13 protein-coding genes and 1 pseudogene are annotated in these 19,232 nt (G+C 38.9%); 3 read left to right on the forward strand and 11 right to left on the reverse strand.

Annotated elements, in window-relative coordinates; translation table 11 throughout:
* Nucleotides 1-486: 486 nt before the first annotated feature.
* Nucleotides 487-819, reverse strand: coding sequence for a fertility inhibition FinO-like protein (locus RMY64_RS11305; protein ID WP_322700081.1), 333 nt, complete (start codon nucleotides 817-819; stop codon nucleotides 487-489).
* A gap of 11 nt (nucleotides 820-830) precedes the next feature.
* Nucleotides 831-2,339 (reverse strand): NB-ARC domain-containing protein, encoded by a 1,509-nt coding sequence (locus tag RMY64_RS11310; RefSeq protein WP_322700082.1) that lies wholly within the window; start codon nucleotides 2,337-2,339, stop codon nucleotides 831-833.
* A 267-nt stretch (nucleotides 2,340-2,606) separates the two neighbouring features.
* Here RMY64_RS11310 and RMY64_RS11315 point away from each other — a divergent pair, with 267 nt between their 5' ends.
* Together RMY64_RS11315 and RMY64_RS11320 are read left to right on the forward strand one after the other, a co-directional pair.
* Complete coding sequence (locus RMY64_RS11315; protein WP_322700083.1) at nucleotides 2,607-4,451, forward strand: protein kinase domain-containing protein; 1,845 nt, start codon at nucleotides 2,607-2,609, stop codon at nucleotides 4,449-4,451.
* Between the two features lie 345 nt (nucleotides 4,452-4,796).
* A complete protein-coding gene (locus RMY64_RS11320; protein ID WP_322700084.1) occupies nucleotides 4,797-5,654 on the forward strand; it encodes a hypothetical protein in 858 nt (285 codons plus the stop codon).
* On the opposite strand, the gene RMY64_RS11325 is transcribed toward RMY64_RS11320, so the two are convergent.
* The 4 genes from RMY64_RS11325 to RMY64_RS11340 form a co-directional block, all read right to left on the reverse strand.
* Nucleotides 5,627-8,119: a CHAT domain-containing protein gene (locus tag RMY64_RS11325; protein ID WP_322700085.1), complete on the reverse strand. Its 2,493-nt coding sequence runs from the start codon at nucleotides 8,117-8,119 to the stop codon at nucleotides 5,627-5,629. The two genes, RMY64_RS11320 and RMY64_RS11325, sit on opposite strands and share 28 nt — an antisense overlap.
* A gap of 19 nt (nucleotides 8,120-8,138) precedes the next feature.
* Complete coding sequence (locus RMY64_RS11330; protein ID WP_322700086.1) at nucleotides 8,139-10,607, reverse strand: filamentous hemagglutinin N-terminal domain-containing protein; 2,469 nt, start codon at nucleotides 10,605-10,607, stop codon at nucleotides 8,139-8,141.
* 204 nt (nucleotides 10,608-10,811) lie between these two features.
* Nucleotides 10,812-12,317, reverse strand: coding sequence for an NAD(P)/FAD-dependent oxidoreductase (locus tag RMY64_RS11335; RefSeq protein ID WP_322700087.1), 1,506 nt, complete (start codon nucleotides 12,315-12,317; stop codon nucleotides 10,812-10,814).
* Nucleotides 12,318-12,691: 374 nt separating this feature from the next.
* Nucleotides 12,692-13,381 (reverse strand): hypothetical protein, encoded by a 690-nt coding sequence (locus RMY64_RS11340; RefSeq protein WP_322700088.1) that lies wholly within the window; start codon nucleotides 13,379-13,381, stop codon nucleotides 12,692-12,694.
* Between the two features lie 332 nt (nucleotides 13,382-13,713).
* Here RMY64_RS11340 and RMY64_RS11345 point away from each other — a divergent pair, with 332 nt between their 5' ends.
* Nucleotides 13,714-14,655, forward strand: a complete 942-nt coding sequence (locus tag RMY64_RS11345; protein WP_322700089.1) for a hypothetical protein — start codon at nucleotides 13,714-13,716, stop codon at nucleotides 14,653-14,655.
* Nucleotides 14,656-14,693: 38 nt separating this feature from the next.
* On the opposite strand, the gene RMY64_RS11350 is transcribed toward RMY64_RS11345, so the two are convergent.
* The 5 genes and pseudogenes from RMY64_RS11350 to RMY64_RS11370 form a co-directional block, all read right to left on the reverse strand.
* On the reverse strand, nucleotides 14,694-15,065 hold the full coding sequence (locus RMY64_RS11350) for a hypothetical protein (protein WP_322700090.1): 372 nt from the start codon (nucleotides 15,063-15,065) through the stop codon (nucleotides 14,694-14,696).
* Nucleotides 15,066-15,171: 106 nt separating this feature from the next.
* On the reverse strand, nucleotides 15,172-15,369 hold the full coding sequence (locus RMY64_RS11355) for a hypothetical protein (protein ID WP_322700091.1): 198 nt from the start codon (nucleotides 15,367-15,369) through the stop codon (nucleotides 15,172-15,174).
* A 9-nt stretch (nucleotides 15,370-15,378) separates the two neighbouring features.
* Entirely contained in the window at nucleotides 15,379-16,068 is a 690-nt protein-coding gene (locus RMY64_RS11360; protein WP_322700092.1) for a hypothetical protein, read from the reverse strand.
* 175 nt (nucleotides 16,069-16,243) lie between these two features.
* Nucleotides 16,244-17,548: pseudogene (locus RMY64_RS11365) on the reverse strand (RNA-guided endonuclease InsQ/TnpB family protein).
* 320 nt (nucleotides 17,549-17,868) lie between these two features.
* Nucleotides 17,869-18,882 (reverse strand): transposase, encoded by a 1,014-nt coding sequence (locus tag RMY64_RS11370; protein WP_322700093.1) that lies wholly within the window; start codon nucleotides 18,880-18,882, stop codon nucleotides 17,869-17,871.
* Between the last annotated feature and the right edge of the window lie 350 nt (nucleotides 18,883-19,232).

Raw genomic sequence — 19,232 nt, forward strand, 5'->3', positions numbered from 1 at the left:
GTGAATTCCAACTGATAACTGTTATTCACGCTGCTACTATTTTTTGCTACAAAATTCGGGATATTTCTTAATCAAACTTAACTTTACAGAAACTTATGAATTTCAACAACAAAAATTGCCACAAGAAACTGGTGAGTTTCGTGCGGCTTCTCGTATAATACGAGAAGCAGCGGATTCAATCTCGTCTGACCAGTCAGTGGGAAAGTCGCCAAACTTTATCTACCACTGCTTTGGTTTTCGTGAGATAACCCCGCTCTGAGGTTATATGAAATTTAAGCCACGCACGAAGCGCTACTCCTTAGTGGCGCTTTGTGCGTTAAGTTGTCGTACTGTTGTATCTTCACCTTTTCCTCCTTTACGCAATCAGCTTGATTTTACATAACTTGTGGTCTTTCCGTATCTAGCGAGATTCTGATTTTTTTGTGCTTGACTCCTCCATATTTATCAGTATTGGTTTCAGCTTACCCTAGTTGGGTAATCACTTTTTCAAGAAGCAGCACCTACCGCAAACGTTGTTTCTGCCTTAGGCTTGCGCTCGAAAACTTGTATGCTGGGTTCTTCTAACACGAACCCATACTCAGTTGACTGACCGAGTTTACCTGCGTAGATGCTTCGCGGCTTGTCGTTAGACATCGCTGTTACCCACAGTGGGTAATTACTGGTATCATCGATCAGTTTATTGTAAATCTTTGGTTTAACTGTGATTGTTATGATGCGTCCGTCACAGTCTAGGTCAAACTGTTGCCAACCATTCTCTATGGTCTTGGGTTGTGACAGTTTGTTAATCTTAATTGTTAGTTTTGGGTTGCCTACAATCATAGCTACCTCTCTTAAGATGCAATTGCTAATGTTGTTGAAGCATCCGATGTATGTACCAACCCCAGAGGATCTGTCATAATATACTTTTTTATTACTGGTTGTATAGTAAAGTTAATTTCTTTTGTAATTGGGTCTTTACTACTTTCTATTAATGAATTTTTCTCAAGTCCTTCAAGTGCTGTAATCAACTCTGATGTTGAGATAGATAGATTTTGGGTTTGATTTAATTCAATTAATAATTTACTGAAACTAATATATTGAAAGTTTAAAACTATTTTCTCTGCTAAATGAATCATAATTTCTCGCTGTATTTTGCTTAATACTTGACCAAAAATATTATTGAGCATTTCTTGAAACCGACTACTAACGAGTGTAGTTGGATCTTGAAAGAATCTTTCAGTACTACTTGCAAAGAAGTGGTGAATTCGATTGGAAACTGCTTTTAGTTCTAAAGGATTACCGCGATAAGTTTGAATTAACTGACTACAGCGCTTTTCTTCATTGCACAATCCCAAGGCAGATAAAAACTGCATGGCCGCATCCGGATCTAAACCTTCAACTCTGAGATACTGAATAGGTCGATCAGCTTCTATCAGTACATCGAACTCATTAGGCCAAACTCGACTAGTCAAAAGTAAGCAGCTTTTATGCTGCTCCTCTACTAAGCGGCGAAAAAATAGTTTATACTCTAGCCTCTGCTCCAAATTATTTGTCTGAAATAAGGCTTCACATTCATCCAATACTATGAAGTAACGCTGTGATTGCAACTGCTTGATTAACACAGTAAGCATTGCCTGAGTATATTTAGGTAAGCTTGGCTCAGGTTCTGTGGGTTGAGTTAGCTCTACTAAATCGGCTATTAAGTCTTGAAGTAGTGGTGCATGGGACACCGATTTCCAAATTAAGCAATCAAATCTAGATTGAGATTCTACACTAAGTTCTGTTAAGAGTTTTGCAGCTAATGCACTTTTACCGATGCCCGCTACTCCTATGAGTGATACGCATCGCTGCTCTATTACTAACTCCTTTAGATGGTTTAGCTCCTTTGTCCGTCCATAAAAACTGGATATGTCAGGCAGGTGACTTCCCATAACTTGCACTAGTTCCTTGCCAGAGGGTCTTTGGTTTTCAATTGACGCAGATAGAATAGGATACTTTTTAGTAACCTGCTCTAATAGAATACGCCGCAGCTTCTTTTTTCCAACCCGCTCTCCACTGCCAAGAGTTTCGGAGAGTAAATCCCATAAGGGAGGAGCTACGCGTCTTTGCAAGTAGTTAAGGCTGTAAGGTGAATTTTCTGCCACCTCTTCGTAATCATCATCATCCCATGCACCCTTTAGGACAATAATTTCTGCTTCAGATAGGTGTTTGCCTCTTTTGCCAAACACTAAATTATCTATTACAACCAGTGCAGCTTCAAAAGTTACTGCTGCCGAGGATATTTGCCCTTCCCTCCGTCCTTTTGGGATAACTGAGGTAAGGGCAGGTAAATTCAGTTTTTGTACGGCACTAAAATCCATGACTTGCTATTTACCTAGGTCTAGAAGACCTTTATAAAGGGCTTTTCCTAGACTATGATTACTTGTAAGAGGGTATTGCATCACATTAATATACTTTGTTTCTTCCAGTTCTAACTATTTTTTGTAAAAAAGTATCATAAAATTTTCTGATAGTTTTACTGAAGACTTTTTCTTAAGCGGTGATAGCACGGTGTTGCAATATACATTATATGGTGTACGTAACTCGCTATGTATAAATGCTAGGAGCTTTTTGGGTAAGGAGGTTCAGTGAGTTACTGTATCAATCCCCTTTGCAATCACCGCCAAAATCATAATTCTGATCATGTCGAAGAATGTCTCTCTTGTGGGACTTCGTTGCTGATTAATGATCGTATTCGCTTAGTCAAGCCATTAAGAGCGCTCACTAACGACCCGTATAATTACATTGAAGTTTTTGAAGTAGATGATGCTGGTACTCAATGGAATCCTGTTCGCAAGCAGCGAGTCATGAAAGTTTTGAAATGGAACTCGCCTAAGCTGGTTGAGTTAATTGAGCGGGAATCTCTCTGTTTACAAAAAATCCGCCATTCCGGTATTCCTAGAAGCACCATAGATGATTTTTTTACTTTTGTTCCTTCCAATAATTCCTTAACATTGCATTGCTTAGTTATGGATAAAATTGAGGGACAAAATTTGGAGCGATGGTTAGAGTCTAATAGCCCGATTTCACAATCTCTATCATTGGAATGGCTGCAACACTTGGTTGATATTCTCGACACAGTGCATCGCTCTAACTTTTTTCATCGAGATATTAAGCCTTCTAATATAATTCTTAAGCCAAGTGGTCAACTAGCATTAATTGATTTTGGTGCAGCCCGGCAAGTGACTGACACTTACCTAGCAAAAGTCAGTGGTAGCGGAGGGACTAGTACAGGTAGGGGAGGACGATATGAAATTACAGCTATCAGCACGCCTCTTTATTCCCCCCTGGAGCAAGTTAATGGTAAAGCAGTACCCCAGTCAGATTTTTACGCTTTGGGTCGGACTTTTGTCTACTTGACCACTGCTACTCAACTAATTGATTTGCCAACAGATAAAAAAACAGGAAACCTAGTTTGGAGAGATAAAGCACCGCAGATTGACAAACCTTTGGCTGATTTCATTGATGAGTTAATGGCTTCCTTGCCGGGGCAGCGGCCGCAAACGACTGAAGTAATTTTGCAGCGGTTAGAAAAACTGCCTAAGCAAATTAAAAATTATAGATTAGCTAATTCTAAAGTTTTTAAATATAGCAAATATACGTTGATGGTTTTGGGATTTGTTGGGGGTGTCTTTCTGTCTATACCTTTAGCAGCTAACTATCTAGTAACTCAAGGGCAAAAGTTAGAAGCAGCAAATAATTCTCAAGAAGCACAAGAGTTTTTTAGCTTGGCCATAAAAATTAGTCCTCAACTTAAAGTTGAAGTGGCAGAATTTTACTTTGGGAAGGCTTCTCGAAATTTAGACAATCCTAAAATAGCTAGAAAGTATTTTAACCAAGTAATCAAGTATAATCCAAAAGATGCCTCTGCATATAGTAACTTAGCGCTAGTTTGTCAAGATTTAAGAGATTCAAAATGTGTAATTGAGAGCTATGAAAAAGCTTTTAAGCTTAAGCCTAACAGTTGGGAATCGCATTACGGCCTAGGAAAATTTTATGAGGATCAGGAAAAATATGACTTAGCTCAAAAAGAATATAAAATTGCTATTGAACAAAGTGATAAAGCAGTGCTTGCTGTAGCATCATTATCAAGATTAAAAAATAAAAATAATGAACATGATGCAGCAGTTAATTTAGCTCTAAAAGGGTTAAAAGAAACTACAGATCCTGAAATACAAGCAGCTTTGTATAAAGATTTAGGTTGGGCAAGATTGAGACAGAATAAGCTAGGTCAAGCTAAGAAATATTTAGAGGAAGCGATTAAACTAGATGGAAGAACAGATGCTTTTTGCTTGCTGTCTCAAGTTGAAGAAGCGTCGGGTAATATTGACACAGCTAGAATTTATATAGAAGGGTGTATGTTAGCTAAGTCTAGTTTGCCAGAGGTTTTCAATTGGAGGCAAGAGTTACTCAACCGCATACTTAAAAAGTAGCATTTTTTAAATGAATTTAATGGATATTTATAAGAAATAAAATTTTACATAAATAAGAATATATTCAGTAAACCTATGTAATAATGAGTGTATTTAGCGATTATTTATCAGATTAGGTACACCTCAAAGTTAAAATGGTTTATATATGATTTTAGGTATGCCTCACCAGACATGAATCGCTATACAAGCGTATTATTTATATGTGAAATAGTGAAAAAAAGTACAAAAATCTTAGTAGGACTCTGCTTGAGCTTTCTACTGATAAAAGATATGCCAATACTGGCAGGTATCCCGTTAGTAAGAACTAAAAGGAATCAGGTTCGCTGCAACCCAAGTGGAAGAATAATGTCTCCAGGCGATAAACGTTTTGAAGTAGGAAGCTTGCTTTGTGATAGAGAAAAATTAGAAATTTTTAATGGTGGTAGTATTAAATTTTTATGTTTCAGTACAGGAAAAGTTTTGGATTTATCTAGTGGAGTTTTTTCCTCTGATGAATGTGCAAAACCTGATTCATTTAGGTCTGCTTGCTATATAGGTAACAGATACTTTTGCCAAAGGACACCAAAAGGTGGGGCAGAAGGAAACGATGAGCCGACAATCATTTATCCTTATACTATGTCAACATTGAAATCACGACCGGAAATTGTTTGGTTTCCGGTTAAAGGTACTACTTCTTATAAAGTAAAACTGGATTGTCATGAGTTTGATTGGGAAAGGGTTGTAAATGAAACGAAATTGGTTTATCCTTCTAAAGAAAAACCTTTACCATCTGGGCAAACATGTCAAATTCTTGTCTTCGCTTATAAGAATGACAAAATTACTGGGGGAGATTCGTCAGTAATCTCTCTATTACCACAGGATGAGATTACACGGATTAAAGATGCAGTAGAGCAAATTAGTAAATTAAAACTGCCTCCAGATGAAGCTGCTCTTGACACGGATGCTGTATTTACATCAAGAGGCCTTTTGGATGAAACAATTGAAAAGCTAAACAATGTAGTTGCAGCAGGTACTCGCAATCCAACTATTTACAGAGTACTGGGCGATCGCTATTTTCAGGTAGATATGCGAGATGAAGCGAAGCATCAATATTTAAAAGCAGCTGAGTTGTTGAAAACTAATAACAACCCAGCTGAGTTAAAGAAGGTACAAGAGGGACTAAAATTAGTGGAGCTTCATAACCAACTTCCTACAAGAAGGTAAGGGGCCCAATGGTAGGGGTTATTGTACTCAGGCATATTCATTAAACTGATTTGTGCGAGTCTTAAAGCTTCTGCTTTAAAAACACCATTTTTCAGATTTTTATAGAATTCATTCATGAGAATAGCACTAGATTTAGAATCTACTAGCCATAAAGTAGCTATTGTACTTCTCGCACCGGCTTGTGCTGCTACACCAGCAATTCCCAGTGCTGACATTTTATTGCCTTTGGCTGTCTGACACGCACTTAGCACCAATAACTCAATTGCATCTTGATGGATTTGAGCTTTACTTTTTAGTAAAGTGCCAAACTGGTTAATATTGAGTAACTCATCCCAAGTTAAAAATCCCGTTCTTCTAGAAATAGAACTAAATTGAGCATGTGTTGTTAAGTGAAGAATGTTAAAGTCTTTTTTACTTAATTCTTGACTAAGCCGCTTGGTATTAAATTCTTCATTGATTAAACCTACTGAAGAAGTGGTTTGTTTTTTCACATCTGCTATTTCCGCTTCTACATCAGGTAGAGGGTGTAACCCTTGAGGAGCATCAGGGTCATTATAGCTAGGAGCAAATGTGGAAATTCCACCAATTAGAGCATTGGAATGTTCTTGAGGTAAAGCTTGAGGTTGGCGCATTCTAGACCCTAAAGTTTCTGAGGAGCTATATTGCTTTAAAAAATAATCTTTTCCATCATGAAGTATACCCATCGGTAAACTTTGAAAAGGTTTGTCTAAAACAAATACTAAGGTTCCGTTGGGAGGTAAAGATTTATTCAGAGGCTCAATTAAATGCTTATAAAGTGCTTGAGAATGTGAAATAATAAGCTCCTCTCCATTGGAAACAAGCTCTTTGCTTTGCAGGATGTCTAGCAAAGCATTGACATGATTTTTAACTAGCTTGGGGTCAGCAGAGTGGTGGTGTATGGAAGAATCTGGAAGTTGAGCAAATATTTGTATGGTGTCGTCCAGATCGATAATGTGAATAATTGCTGATGCACTAGCAAGATTATGAATTTTATCTAAGGCAACAAGGTCGAGCTTGCCACATTTCAGATAATCCTCCAACTGTGCTATTTGAAGTTGTTGGTTAGTTTTTATGACTTGATGTTCAAAATTAGGATATTGTTCTGCTATCAGCAGTCGCATGTAATTCCTATACACAGGCTCTACTTTTTCGTAAAAGAAAAACTGTGCATCTAAATTGTTAGACAAAAGATTGTCGCGAATTTGGGTAAGGCTGTCAATGGCCGCACCGTAAGCTTGAATTGCTGCTTGAAATTTACTTTGTTTTTGGTATAAGTCTCCTAGCTGCCATTGCCATTCATAAGCAATATCTACAGCATTAATTGACTGAGCTAAGTTTAAAGCTTTTTCAAAATATGTTTGCGATTTCTCTGCATTTAACTTACCTAAAGCGCCTAAACTTTTAGATTCTAACTGTTGGCTGTTAATGCTTTTAGCTGTTTGTAGAGCAGATGTAGCATACTGAATAGCTGTTGAATGCAAAGATTTCTCTTGAATTTTACTTAGGCTATTAGCAAATTTTAATTTAGCTTGAATAGATTGCTCAAGCGATAATTGAGAAAACGCTGAAGGATTTTGCAATATAAGATTTGCTAAGGGTTGAATCTGCTGACTTATTTTTGCGTGAATATCTGCGAACTTAGAGCTATCTATTAACCAATTTTCAAAGTTTAACAATAAGCTCAAACGGTTAAGTTGGGCTTGTAGCTTTACGGTTACGGGAGCATTCGCTTTATTCTCCAAAAGTTGGTATAGAATAAGTGACTCTTGTGCCTTCTGTGGAATAAGATTTACAATCGTCTCTCTAAAAAGCGGCTCCTCTATCCACTTATACTCATCTCGCAGTCGTTTGTAGATGGACTGTTTTGTATTACCTAATAACAGTAAAATCTCGCTAATATTTTCTGAAGATGTTTGCTGAGTAAGTAATAGTGTTTTTTCCAAAACTATTTCAGATTCACTTAGCTTATCAAATAGACGTAGGACTTGCCCCAGGCTTTGTAAACCTAATAAATTTATTGGCGTTAATTTTAGCCTATGGATTGCTGTTGTTAGTTTTAACTTTTCGTATTCAGTAGGTTCTTTTGGTGTAGCCTCACAGATCAAATCCTTTAACTTCAAAGCTTCCAAAAGTGTTTTGCAAGCCTGAGAGTGTAAACTTAATTTTTGCAAGGCAAAACTTTGATTAATTAAGCTTCCACTAATACCTTCAGTATCTTTTATCCGACGGTAAATTTCTGTGGCTTGTTGCCAACTTTCAAAAGCCTCTGCTGCTTGACCTTGATTTAATTGTTTTCTGCCTATTTGGGTTAGCAGTTCAGCCTGCTGTAGATTTGTTTCTTTTTTAGCAGTCTGAGCTGATAACAGAGATGATTTGCTTAGAACTATTGATAAAGCTAGAATGCCTAAAACAATGTATTTTAGCCAAGTTTTCCATTTAATCATTGCTTTATTTTGTTTCTAATTATGGGAAAAGTTTTGTTACAGAACCGACTGAAGAACACGAACTAGCAGCCAAAAAACTACCAGGTGTCGGTTGATTCGGTATTGTTGTAACTAATTCGACGTTTCCCCTAGAATTTATTACCCAACCTTGAGCTTCTACAATTTTCGTAGTCTCCTTGATCGTTGACGGCTGTGATTTAACTGGGAGTTCAATGGACTCAACTGAATAACCAGAATTCTTCTGCCAGATAGGCTGAGGATCTAGGTGCTCGTCAAAGTTGGGTAGTGGTCTGTTGCTAGCCACAGTTAATATATCTCTTCCTGTGCCTGACTGTGCAGCACAACCTGAAGCCATCTTAGGGGGTTCTTTAACTATTTCTGACGTTGCTTTAATGTCGGTAGGATTAGCGTAAAATCCGTTGATATCAACCGTGCCGTTAACTCCCAACTGGGAACTGGCTGTAATTCTGCTATTACGAGAAAAAAACAATCCTTGAGTATTGATGCGAATATTGCCACCGCGTCCCTTGAATGCATCAGCTTTTATGCTGCTGTTTTCTGAACTAGTTAGGAGTTGTGTATTGATGTCGATATTGCCACCATTACCGTTACCTTCGGCAGTTGCACTAATAGTACTGTTGTGTAGCTGTAAATTCTGTGTATTGATGTCGATATTGCCGCCTTCGCCGGAAGCAGTTGCGGTAGTGATAGAGCTTTTATTATTTAAAGTAATTGACCGAGCATTAATTGTAAGCCTTCCAGCATCACTACTTGTTCCCTCATTGCTAACGCTAACTTGTCCACCATCTGTGATACGTAGACTTTCTGTATTGATATTTACCTCTCCAGGGGAGCCACTTGGTACTGAAGGAACTCCGAATACTTTTTGGGTGTCTGAATCTGGTATAATCGCAGACGAACTTACTCTATTGCGTATCTCTAAATCGAAAGCGTTTATAGTAACACTTCCAGCAGAGCCAGAGCCTATAGTGGAAGTATTAACTGTTGCCATATCCCCCACTACCATTTTTGATGTATTTATTATTAGATTGCCAGCATCTCCTGTACCAAAAGTTGAAGCAGCTAAATAGCTAGGAACATACTCTCTATCTGAATTAATCAATTCCACAGAGTTCAGTAATTGTACAGAATTGGTTGCATTCAGAGTCACCGAACCTCCTGCGCCGATTCCACGAGTTAAAGATATAATCACTCCGCCATCCTCAGCTATCAACCGCCCTGTTGACACTGTGATGTCTCCTGCCTTCCCAGTAGTTAAGGTACTAGTAGTGATGTTGCTGGTAATAAAAGGATTAGAGGCTGAAAAACCAAGCAATTCTATAGAATCAGAGGCATTGATATTAATGCTACCTCCCTTGCCAGAACTATAGGATCTACTGCTTATACCTGCTCCTTGCTGAATAACCATCCACTTAGTGGAGATGTCTATATCTCCTGCACTTCCAGAAGCTGTAGATTCAGTCCGCAAGATGCTAGGAAATCTTCCATCTGGAGAGATTCCGCTCAATTTCAGTAATTCAGAAGCATTGACACTAATACCGCCCGAAGGTTGTGAACCTTGGTTTTGAACTAAAATTATGGAGCCATCGCTTAATGAGATAAGCTTACCCTGTATAGCAATAGAGCCACTATTATTCCCGCTGGTATCTACTAAGGTTTGTTGAGACAGATGAATGTCCTTATAAGAAGATACCTCTTCGTATCCTAAAGTCCACCCTTGAACAATTGGAATAAGGCTGATCATACCAGAGTCAACACTGCTCAGTTCAATCCTTCCTCCCTCTGCTGTCAAAGTGGCACCCTCTAAAGTAACATTACCCCCTAATAAACCTAATGTTTTACCTGGTTGTACCGAGAGACCAGTTAAGGTACTACCCCTAATAATTGGTGAACGCAGTGTACTTGGAGCAGTTAGACCTTGACCTGTACCCTGTACCCGAATTGCACCTGAATTGCTCCCAAGTTGTAAGCCAACAGGAGCACTAACAGTCAACAAGGGTGTCGCTTGAGGATTTGTAGCACTAAACTCAAACTCATCAGCAAATTTGACAGCACTGGCAGTACTTGCAAAAAACGAGCCACCAATATCTAATCGTGCATTTTTTCCAAAGATAATCCCATTGGGATTGATTAAAAATAAGTTGGCTATGCCGTTAGCTTTGAGCAACCCGTCTATGTTGGAAACTGATGAGCCTGTTACACGACCAAAAATATTCTGAATATTTTGAGCGTTGTTAAATAAAACCGTGTTGCCTGTAGGAATAGAAAACTGTTCAAAACTATGAAACAAGTTGCTATCCTTGATAGTGCCTCCATCAATGACTCTGGTATTATCCTGTAATGTAACAATAGAACTAACGGGTAACGTTTTATCTGGTATAACTTGTGCTGTAACTGATGGGGAGGCTAGCAAAAAAAAGAGTATGCTACCTTGAATACTCCAGAATTGTGTAGCACGCTGTTTCACTGAACGCCCCTCTTTTATATTTGTGATTAATGAATGAATAAAATGCATTTGCTACTCATAGAACAAAGTCTGGCTATTATTTGTATTAAGAAAATTATCAAGTCCAATTAACTCAGAAAAATTATTTATTTCAAGTAGTACAGATGATACCAGGTAGGAGAAAAATTAATCTGCTTCCTAACTATGCCTTGTTCGCAGAGGCTTTCACAACAATGCTTCTACTACTTGGTCAAAATTACGGCAATATACCTGTTGGTGATATTCTTGCCACTTTTCATTTGATGAGTGAGGAAAACCTGTCAATGTTGCCTTTTGGACATATGTCACAAATGGGCGTCGAAGATGCTCATATTTCTCAAAGGCTGTGGCTATAGCTTGCTTATCATCCCAGTTATTTTCGAGAGCGATGTTAGCAATAATCGTTGCAATAGCTAATGCATCTTCAAGTCCTTGATTAGCTCCTTGAGCTGTGAACGGAGGCATTCCATGTGCTGCATCACCAACCAGTACAACTCGCCCGCTACTCCAGGATGGTTGAAATTTGACAGGGTACTCTTCAGTATTAATGTCAATTTTGCTATGAATTTGGATAGGATCTGAAATGGTAGCGCGGTGGATGTAATATGGGCGCTGCTGCATATTAGTAGGGGGAGAGCTACGCACTAATTGCTTGAGTATGTGAGGAAAGCCTCCCTTTTCTAACTCCTGTACAGCTAAATTAATCAAAGAACTTCCAGACTTACCCTGTAATAAATCCAAAGGCAAAGCCAGAGTTATGATATATCCAACTTGACTGCTTCGTTTGCGAAATAACATCAACCTTGGTTTTTCTATCCAAGGTTGATCACTAAATACTCGATCATTACTAAGTGTTACAATTGATGAGTCTTGAAAAAATTTATCTTGTAATTCTGTCCACAGTTCACTTGGTATCTCAGCTGTTTCCATACAAGATATTGCTGTAAATCCTGAATATTTAGGCTGTGCAAAATCACAATATGGACTATCTTTGTAAATAACTTTACGAATTGTAGAGTTAATCCCGTCTGCTGCAATAACTAACTTAGCTCGAAGCGATTTTGTTTCTAATTGTTTGGGAACAGTATTTGAACTCTCGAACTGTGTATCATTATGTTTGTCTTCGTTTGCCCAATGAGCATAGGGGTTGGTTTCTATGCTTGTATTAGATACGCAATCTATTCGGACACACCCATTTTCTGGTTCATCCACAACATCGATGCAACGGTGATTAGCTTGAACCTGCTCCTGAGGTAGTAGATGTCTTAAGGTTGTCTGCAAATCATACCAAGGAACTGACACTCGACCTTCCCCATAATGTTTAAACCAGTCGTCGAACCCAAGAGGTATTGACCGAATTAGCTGCCCCTGCAAATTTTTGTAAACCCATCTAGGAGAAGTCTTTGGAGGTTTTTGTTCCTGATTGGTTTTAACAGTTTTCTCGTTATTAGATTGTTGAGGATTAAAGAGCCTAACACTAGTTTTTCTGACCTCTTCGTAAGCGTTAGAATCTAAACACTTGAGAGCTTTTAATCCATTTGGGAGAAGATCCAACCCATGGCCAACCTGACGGAAGGCACGAGTTTGGTCAATGACAAGAACATTTTTTATACCATGCTTGCGTAAGCCAATAGCAGTTGCTAATCCAACGGGGCCAGCACCAACAATTACAACATCATATATTTTTTCCATAAAGCAAAAGAAAGCCGAGTAAACACCAGACTAAATTTGACAGGGAACTTCAAACAGGTGTATCAGTGTATTAGCATATTAATACCACATTACAGAGCTTTTTATTCCAGAAAATAAAAACTTTTGTAAAATTGTTGAGAGAAAAACTCAGATGATTGATGGGTACTTTTGGTTGCCCTTTATAAGTGCTAATGGTGTTGGTATTGGTGAATAGAGTGTAGAGACGGAAGCCGTACCAACACAGATAATAGAGAGGGATAACAGTGCAAGTAAAAGAGGGTATTTGATAGCCATATTAAAATATACTCTGATTGAGTAGAAATTGTATTTAAGATTGTAGTATTTTGTATAACTGATAACACGAAGCTCAGATATTATTCTTCATCTTCATCATCCTCATAATCGAAATCATCATCGCCATGTTCTTCATACCACTTTCTTTCTTCCTCCAAAGCGATTTCTCTCTCGAGTCTTTTTCTTTCTATAATTTCCATTTCAAGCTTTTTTATTTCAAGCTTTTCTCTTTCTATTCTTTCTGTTTCTATCCGTTCTCTCTCTCTGGTTTCTCTTTCTACCCTGTCTCTTTCAAGCTGAATTAATCGCTGTTCTACTCTCTCACAGTAAAAATCCAAGGCTTTACCAGTGGCTGCTCCGGTAATTGCACCACCAGCCAAAAATATTATTACAGTTTTCCAGCCTTGAATGGGATTACCGCTCCACTCCAAACTACCCTCATTGAGCCACACTAGTAGGAAGTAAACGAGAATTCCAATAACAGTATTAATCGGTGCAAAAACTCTCGGTGTCATCTGGGTTTGACGAAGTATCAGCCATTGCGCCAGGGTGAGAATCACACCAAAGATTGCCGCAGCAATTCCTGAGAGAATCAGATTACCTGGGAAACTAAACGGATCTACTGTAAATCTAATGATTAGCGTGATAATAATCGGGGCAGAGAGCAAAAAGCTCAGAAGTAAGCTAGCACTAATCGCAAGAAACCAGTAGCGACCGAGATAACCCAGGCGAAATTCTAACAACGACTCTTGTACTCCAAACAAAGTCATCCAAAATGCAATACTCGCGGTCAAATAATCAAGCATTAGCCGTTGTTTTACCCATGTGTTGAAGAGGGTATTTTCTAGAATAAGCTAAATTGAATTCAGTTGGCAGAAGTCAAAAATCAGAATTGAATTCAGGCTCCTGACAGCTGAAGTATTTCTTGTTAACTGTGATATTAGACTGATTTTCGTCAAAGTATTCTTTCATCGGTGCAAAATATAAAAAGCAATGAAAAACCCCAACCTATTTAAAAGATGGGGGCATAAATAAAAACAGTATATTTCATGATGACACAAATCAATATTTGTTCGACTGCTGTCAGCCTGGAGGTGGGGCAATGAACAAACCACCATCTAGACGCAAGAAAGTTATCCCTCTGGCATCTGGTGAACCAAAGCCAGCAACCGACTCTGCTCCCGAAAATACTTCTGGCCAAGACAACCTAGCCTCAGCAACGATTACGGTGACTGCTGTTGAAGTTACAGAGTTGACTCTTGAAGAACAAAGCTTACGCTTGCAATTGGAACGTCAGGTAGAAAGGGCATTTTTGTCAGCAGGTCAGGCGTTGATGGAGTTGAGGGACAGACGGCTGTACCGTTCCACGCACCGTAGTTTTGAAGAATACTGCCGCGATCGCTTCAATTATAGTCGTGACGCGGCTTACTTGAAGATTTCGGCTACTGTGGTTTATGAGAACCTTCAAAAGTTTTTGCCGACCAATGGTCGGCAAATTCCAATGCCGACCAACGAACGACAATTGCGGTTTTTGGCGAAAGCAGAGTTGGAACCGGCTGTGCAAGCGGATGTATGGCAACAGGCAGTAGAGCAAGCTGGGAATAAGATTCCATCTGGTCGCATAGTGAAAGATATTGTAGATAGGATACGTGAAAGCACGAAAGTACCCAATCCTTACCATATTGGTGAAATTTGCATTCTTCTGCCCAGAGATAATCCAGACTTGAGGGGTAAAGCGGGTTATTGGGGAGTGGTAACTCATGTTGGCGAATATAGTTATACAGTCCAGACATGGGACGGCGACTACACTGTAAAAATCGAACACCTGAAGTTACTGGAATTGCTTGATGAAGATTGCCAATTCATGCAGCAGTTATGTGTGAGGTTACGGCAGTTGCATCAAGTAACCAACCGTGACGAGGCTGTGGATTGGCTGTTGCAGGGGTTGGGGAAACAAGCCAAACCGTATCTGTCATCCTTGCAGGCAAAGCTGCTGGCGGCTGTGGAACGGGAGTACAAAATCGAGTGGAGGCAACAGAAATGATGGTGCAGCGAGGAAACAATAATTTAATGCAACAAAGTTCACTTATCGAGTTTAGTTTCAAATATTTCTCGCCACAATTCAAATTCCGGACAATTACACCAAAGGGTAACGAACCCATCAAAAAGTTTAGTTCCTGAATTTTGAACTCCCCTTGGGAGAACTTGGATCAAGATAGGAATATCCAAATCACATTTCCAATTTTCTATTTCTTTTTGAATTTGGGCAATAGTGTCTTGATGGAATCCTCGGTCGTTGTTAGAACATTGAACAAGTAAACATCCACTATCAGAATCTTTGACTCGCTTGAGCGAGAAATTAATCTGCGTCCACATTGATTGGACTTCATTGAAAATATTAGGCAAGCCATAGTGATTGCCTAATATTGCCTTTCGGCGTTTCGATTCACCCATAAGTCCCCCTCAGCAATACAAATTTTGACAAGGATGACGAAGAAGATAAGAAATCTCCTGACAACGAATAAGCTCAATAGCGCTCAGACTAACCCTCTGGGGGTTGTTAACTACTAATACTATTGTAACGATAAATCAAGGGTTTCAAGCATTTTGTAGTTGCAAGAATTGGGGATTTTGCTTTCACCGTATCTGTCATCCTTGCAAGCTTTGCTGCTGGTGGCTGTTGAGAGAGAGTACAATTTGGTTTGTCAGCAGTAGAAGTGATGAATTTATTGAGTGTCAAAGCAGCTTGAAAGTTCAAAATTTGAAATCAAATCGGGTAGGTGTTAGTGATTGGAGAGCTTTTCACCCAGACATTTTGGTTGTGATAAAAATCACCACGCTGTTCTAATGTAAACCCACCCAGCAATAGTCCCAACCATACTTCTACCATCGGCATTTGCAACACACGTTGCAGTTTAACTAAAGAAATCTCATCTTTGACATTTATCAGATAGTTAGCGATCGCACTTTGCCATTTTTGGACATCCTCATCTGATGCCAAATTGCGGACATCTTCTAAAGTTGTTACCTCATCGAGCATTGCCAAAACATTCGCTTTCTCAACGGGTGCTACTACAGAATCACCCAACTCAGTAGGAGATAAAAATTGGTGTGGGCCGTGTGGTCTAAAGGTTTGTGGTGTTTGCAGTTCAATCAAATCATCTAAATCTAAGTGCATTGTTGTCCGCACTAGACCAGCAAAAAGATCGGTGCTAACAATTGGTCCCAAAAGACTATTGCGATCGCGGGTATCTTGCAACAGCATTTCGGCACGAGACTTAAGAATATCCGCAATCTGACTGAAGGCAAGCGCTGCGGTTGATAATTGGGTTTCAATAGGTAAATCATGCAGTTCTGTATCCAAGCACTGCCATACTGCATCAAGGGAAGAAGTTGGTGGAGATTCGGACAACTCATCAAGCACATCCCAGATTGTTAATTGGCGGTATGTGGTCATCTCTAAGATTCTGGATGTAACGGGCAGGGCCGCACTGGGCAATGAGATGGACTAACCTCGAACATATCTTTTTGACACAAATTTAGAAATCTTCTAAATCAACTTTATCGTCAATGAGATAGACTAATCTCGAACATATCTTTTTGACACTCCCCCATCTTGAGACGCGGAGACTCTAAGCGGAAACTATGCAACGGGCTAAAACCTCGTTACCCCGTTTCTTCTTAGCTGTCACCCAGATATAGATCCGGGTGGTGGTAGTCAATGACCCCCTAGACACTCCACTTAAGTTTAAACTAAGTGTTGTGCTTACTTTGCGGATGATATTGGCTGCTCCGTTGCAATCTGCATTAATATACCAATTCTGGCTCGTGCGGAACAATCCGCGTTTTACTCTGCGACCAGAAGATTTCCACCCATCGGGTTTTTCACCGTGTTTTGGTAGTGTATCCCCATCAACAAATGATGCTGCTGAGGTGTTAGCTTCTTCTGTCTCTATAAACTCAATGCCATACTGCTGGCACAGTTGCTTAATTCGCCCTTTGAGCCTACCAGTTGGGATTTGTACAAATTGCTGGTTGCGTTTCTTCCCTAGATTAGTCTGTTGTTTGATTCCTTGTCCCCAGCCAAACACGACCCGTCCAATTCGGTTTTTTATGCAATGGTTAATAACAATTCGTGCAGCTTTATTAATGGCATCTCTAACTTGTCTGTTACGTTTTTCAGTGATAGCAGCAAGTTTATTTGACCAAAAACCTTGAGGTTTGTTCTTTCTAATTGTTGCGAGGAGTTTGTTATACCAACGATTTAAACTTTTGAAATGCCGACCATCAATAATAAAGCTTTTGCCAAGGTTAGAAACACAGGTTAACCAGTTATTCAATCCGTGGTCAATTCCTAACACCCTGCTTTTATCTACATCTGATGCAACAGGATTAGTCTTATAGACGAACTCTACAAAAAAACAGCGATTCCTCGGTAAAATTCTTAACTCTCTAATATCTTCAAATCGCAAGTTTGAGGGCATAGGTAGAGTAAAGTAATCTAACTTAAACCATATTTTTACTAGGGAACTAAGAGGTATTGTGATTTGTCCGTCTTTTAGCCTTAATGGTTGTTTAGGATAAGTAACCAAGTTCAAACCATCTTTTCTATACTTTGGAGGACTTGGCTTATCTGTCAATTCACCACGTTTGTACAATGTGTTAAGTTGTTTGAAAGATGCAAACGACTCATACATAGAGCTGCACAACTGCTAAGAAGCCTGAGAATAGAGTGTTTGAAAATGTCGATTTGATTTCATCTGGTGGTGTAATTCAAACTTAGTTATATAGCGTTTCGCCTTAAACCAGATTTGACGAGCATAGTAAATGGTGCAGTTTGCTAACTTATTCGATTCTGAACAGATGAACTCTAAAATAGCTTTCAATTCTTGGTTTGGATGAATTAAAATTTGTTGACAACTGTACAAATTAATCACCTCTCTATTGTTATTCGCATGACTGAAAATACTAGCTAACCTACCAAATAGCTAATAATCTGCGGATCTATCGCAGCAATCCGATGCCTAATAGAATGTGGAGGATTCTTGAAAAACCGTTTTAAATCCCGACTCTTAACGAGGTAATTTGTCGCAGAACGCCGAATAGCTTTGAGCCGGCCTCGTTTTACCCATTTAGCTACAGTACAGGGATTCAATGAAAGAGCTTGAGCAATTTGGCTACAACAGGACTTACGCAACAGGACTTACGCAACTGTCACAAGCAATGGCGCGGTGTAGCCGCGCCGCGCGCCAAGCAACTACACGATAAACATGGGAACATCCGGACGTTTTAGTTGCTGAACTAAATAATTTGATAACAATCCATGCTTAATTTGATAAATTGTTTGGCCAGTTTTATAAGCTAAATCTTTGAGCCTAAGCCAGACTAAAATAGCGCAAGCAATATGATTTCTTTGAATCCGACCCTTACGGCATTGACATGATTCAATGCCAGTCAATTGCTTTAATTCACGGTGAAACTCCTCAATTTTCCATCGAACCTTACACACTTCTTGTACAACGTCCGTAGAAGCTTGAGATAAATCGTTCGTAGCGATAAAATCCGTTCTGTCAGTGGAGACAGTTACCCGGAACAGTTTCACTTTTTTGGCTGCGGTAAATTTCTTGATTTTAACTATTTTACCTGATTTTAACTGCTCATTATCCCCAGATAACAATTCAATTCTTTTATAATCTTCTTGCTTGTCTGTATCATCAACAAGTCGATTACGCTTCAGAGGGCAATAATAATATTTCCCTAACCCATCAATATATAACATCAATTTATTTGTGGCATACCAAGTGTCCATTAACACGGTTTGAAATGGTAAAACTTTATGATATACAAGGTTTTGCAGCATCTCCGTCACATGAACTATCTTTGTTTTTCCATCTCTGTCCGGGTCATAAATACGATAGTCAACTACCCAAAATTTTCCGAGTTCATGATTGACATATATACAATTTATTAGTCCAATTCCTTGGATGACTCTATGCTCGTTACCACTACATTGTCGTTTAGTTGTTTCTATTTCTATGGCATATCGTTTATCAATTACTGTGTCATCAAACACTAAATATGCGTTCTCACTTACTTCGATGATATCTTTAACATTATCCCAAAGCAACCTTGGCGTTAACTTTTCATTCTTGAGATAGCGGTTAATTTTATCATGACTAATCTGTTCTAAATGCTCTGCCAAATTTGTGAGAGTATAATTAATCTGACTACTTAACAAGTATTGGCAATAGTTAAGTTTAGTAAATCTCATAAACTACTATTGTTTTATTTTATGCATCCTCAACTAATTTTCTCATGATTTGAAGAATATTTGACACAGCCGATTACTGTTACTAATTTCAGCAATGGCCTATGGGTCAGCTATTTTATATAGTACATAAATACTACAAAAGAGCGAGCGCGCTGTGCCAGTTGCGTAAGTCCTGTTAATTGGGGATGGAGCGGAGTGGATCTGGATACATATTCCCCCACTTCTTTTAATTCCTTTATCAAACCAGAAACTGCTTGATAAATTTTATACTTTACTTCTACTCTCAACTTATTATTTGGTTGAATTAACACTAGGTATAAAAGACTAATTGTAGATATTTTTGTTAACAA

The sequence above is a fragment of the Nostoc sp. DedQUE08 genome (genome assembly GCF_034530895.1).
GTDB lineage: Bacteria > Cyanobacteriota > Cyanobacteriia > Cyanobacteriales > Nostocaceae > Nostoc.

Coding starts and splice junctions, on each gene's coding strand:
- RMY64_RS11320 (WP_322700084.1), top strand. CDS start 4,797: ATGTCTCCAGGCGATAAACGTTTTGAAGTAGGAAGCTTGCTTTGTGAT.
- RMY64_RS11310 (WP_322700082.1), bottom strand. CDS start 2,339: ATGGATTTTAGTGCCGTACAAAAACTGAATTTACCTGCCCTTACCTCA.
- RMY64_RS11325 (WP_322700085.1), bottom strand. CDS start 8,119: ATGATTAAATGGAAAACTTGGCTAAAATACATTGTTTTAGGCATTCTA.
- RMY64_RS11350 (WP_322700090.1), bottom strand. CDS start 15,065: ATGGGTGAATCGAAACGCCGAAAGGCAATATTAGGCAATCACTATGGC.
- RMY64_RS11345 (WP_322700089.1), top strand. CDS start 13,714: ATGAACAAACCACCATCTAGACGCAAGAAAGTTATCCCTCTGGCATCT.
- RMY64_RS11360 (WP_322700092.1), bottom strand. CDS start 16,068: ATGACCACATACCGCCAATTAACAATCTGGGATGTGCTTGATGAGTTG.
- RMY64_RS11335 (WP_322700087.1), bottom strand. CDS start 12,317: ATGGAAAAAATATATGATGTTGTAATTGTTGGTGCTGGCCCCGTTGGA.
- RMY64_RS11340 (WP_322700088.1), bottom strand. CDS start 13,381: ATGACTTTGTTTGGAGTACAAGAGTCGTTGTTAGAATTTCGCCTGGGT.
- RMY64_RS11370 (WP_322700093.1), bottom strand. CDS start 18,882: ATGAGATTTACTAAACTTAACTATTGCCAATACTTGTTAAGTAGTCAG.
- RMY64_RS11305 (WP_322700081.1), bottom strand. CDS start 819: ATGATTGTAGGCAACCCAAAACTAACAATTAAGATTAACAAACTGTCA.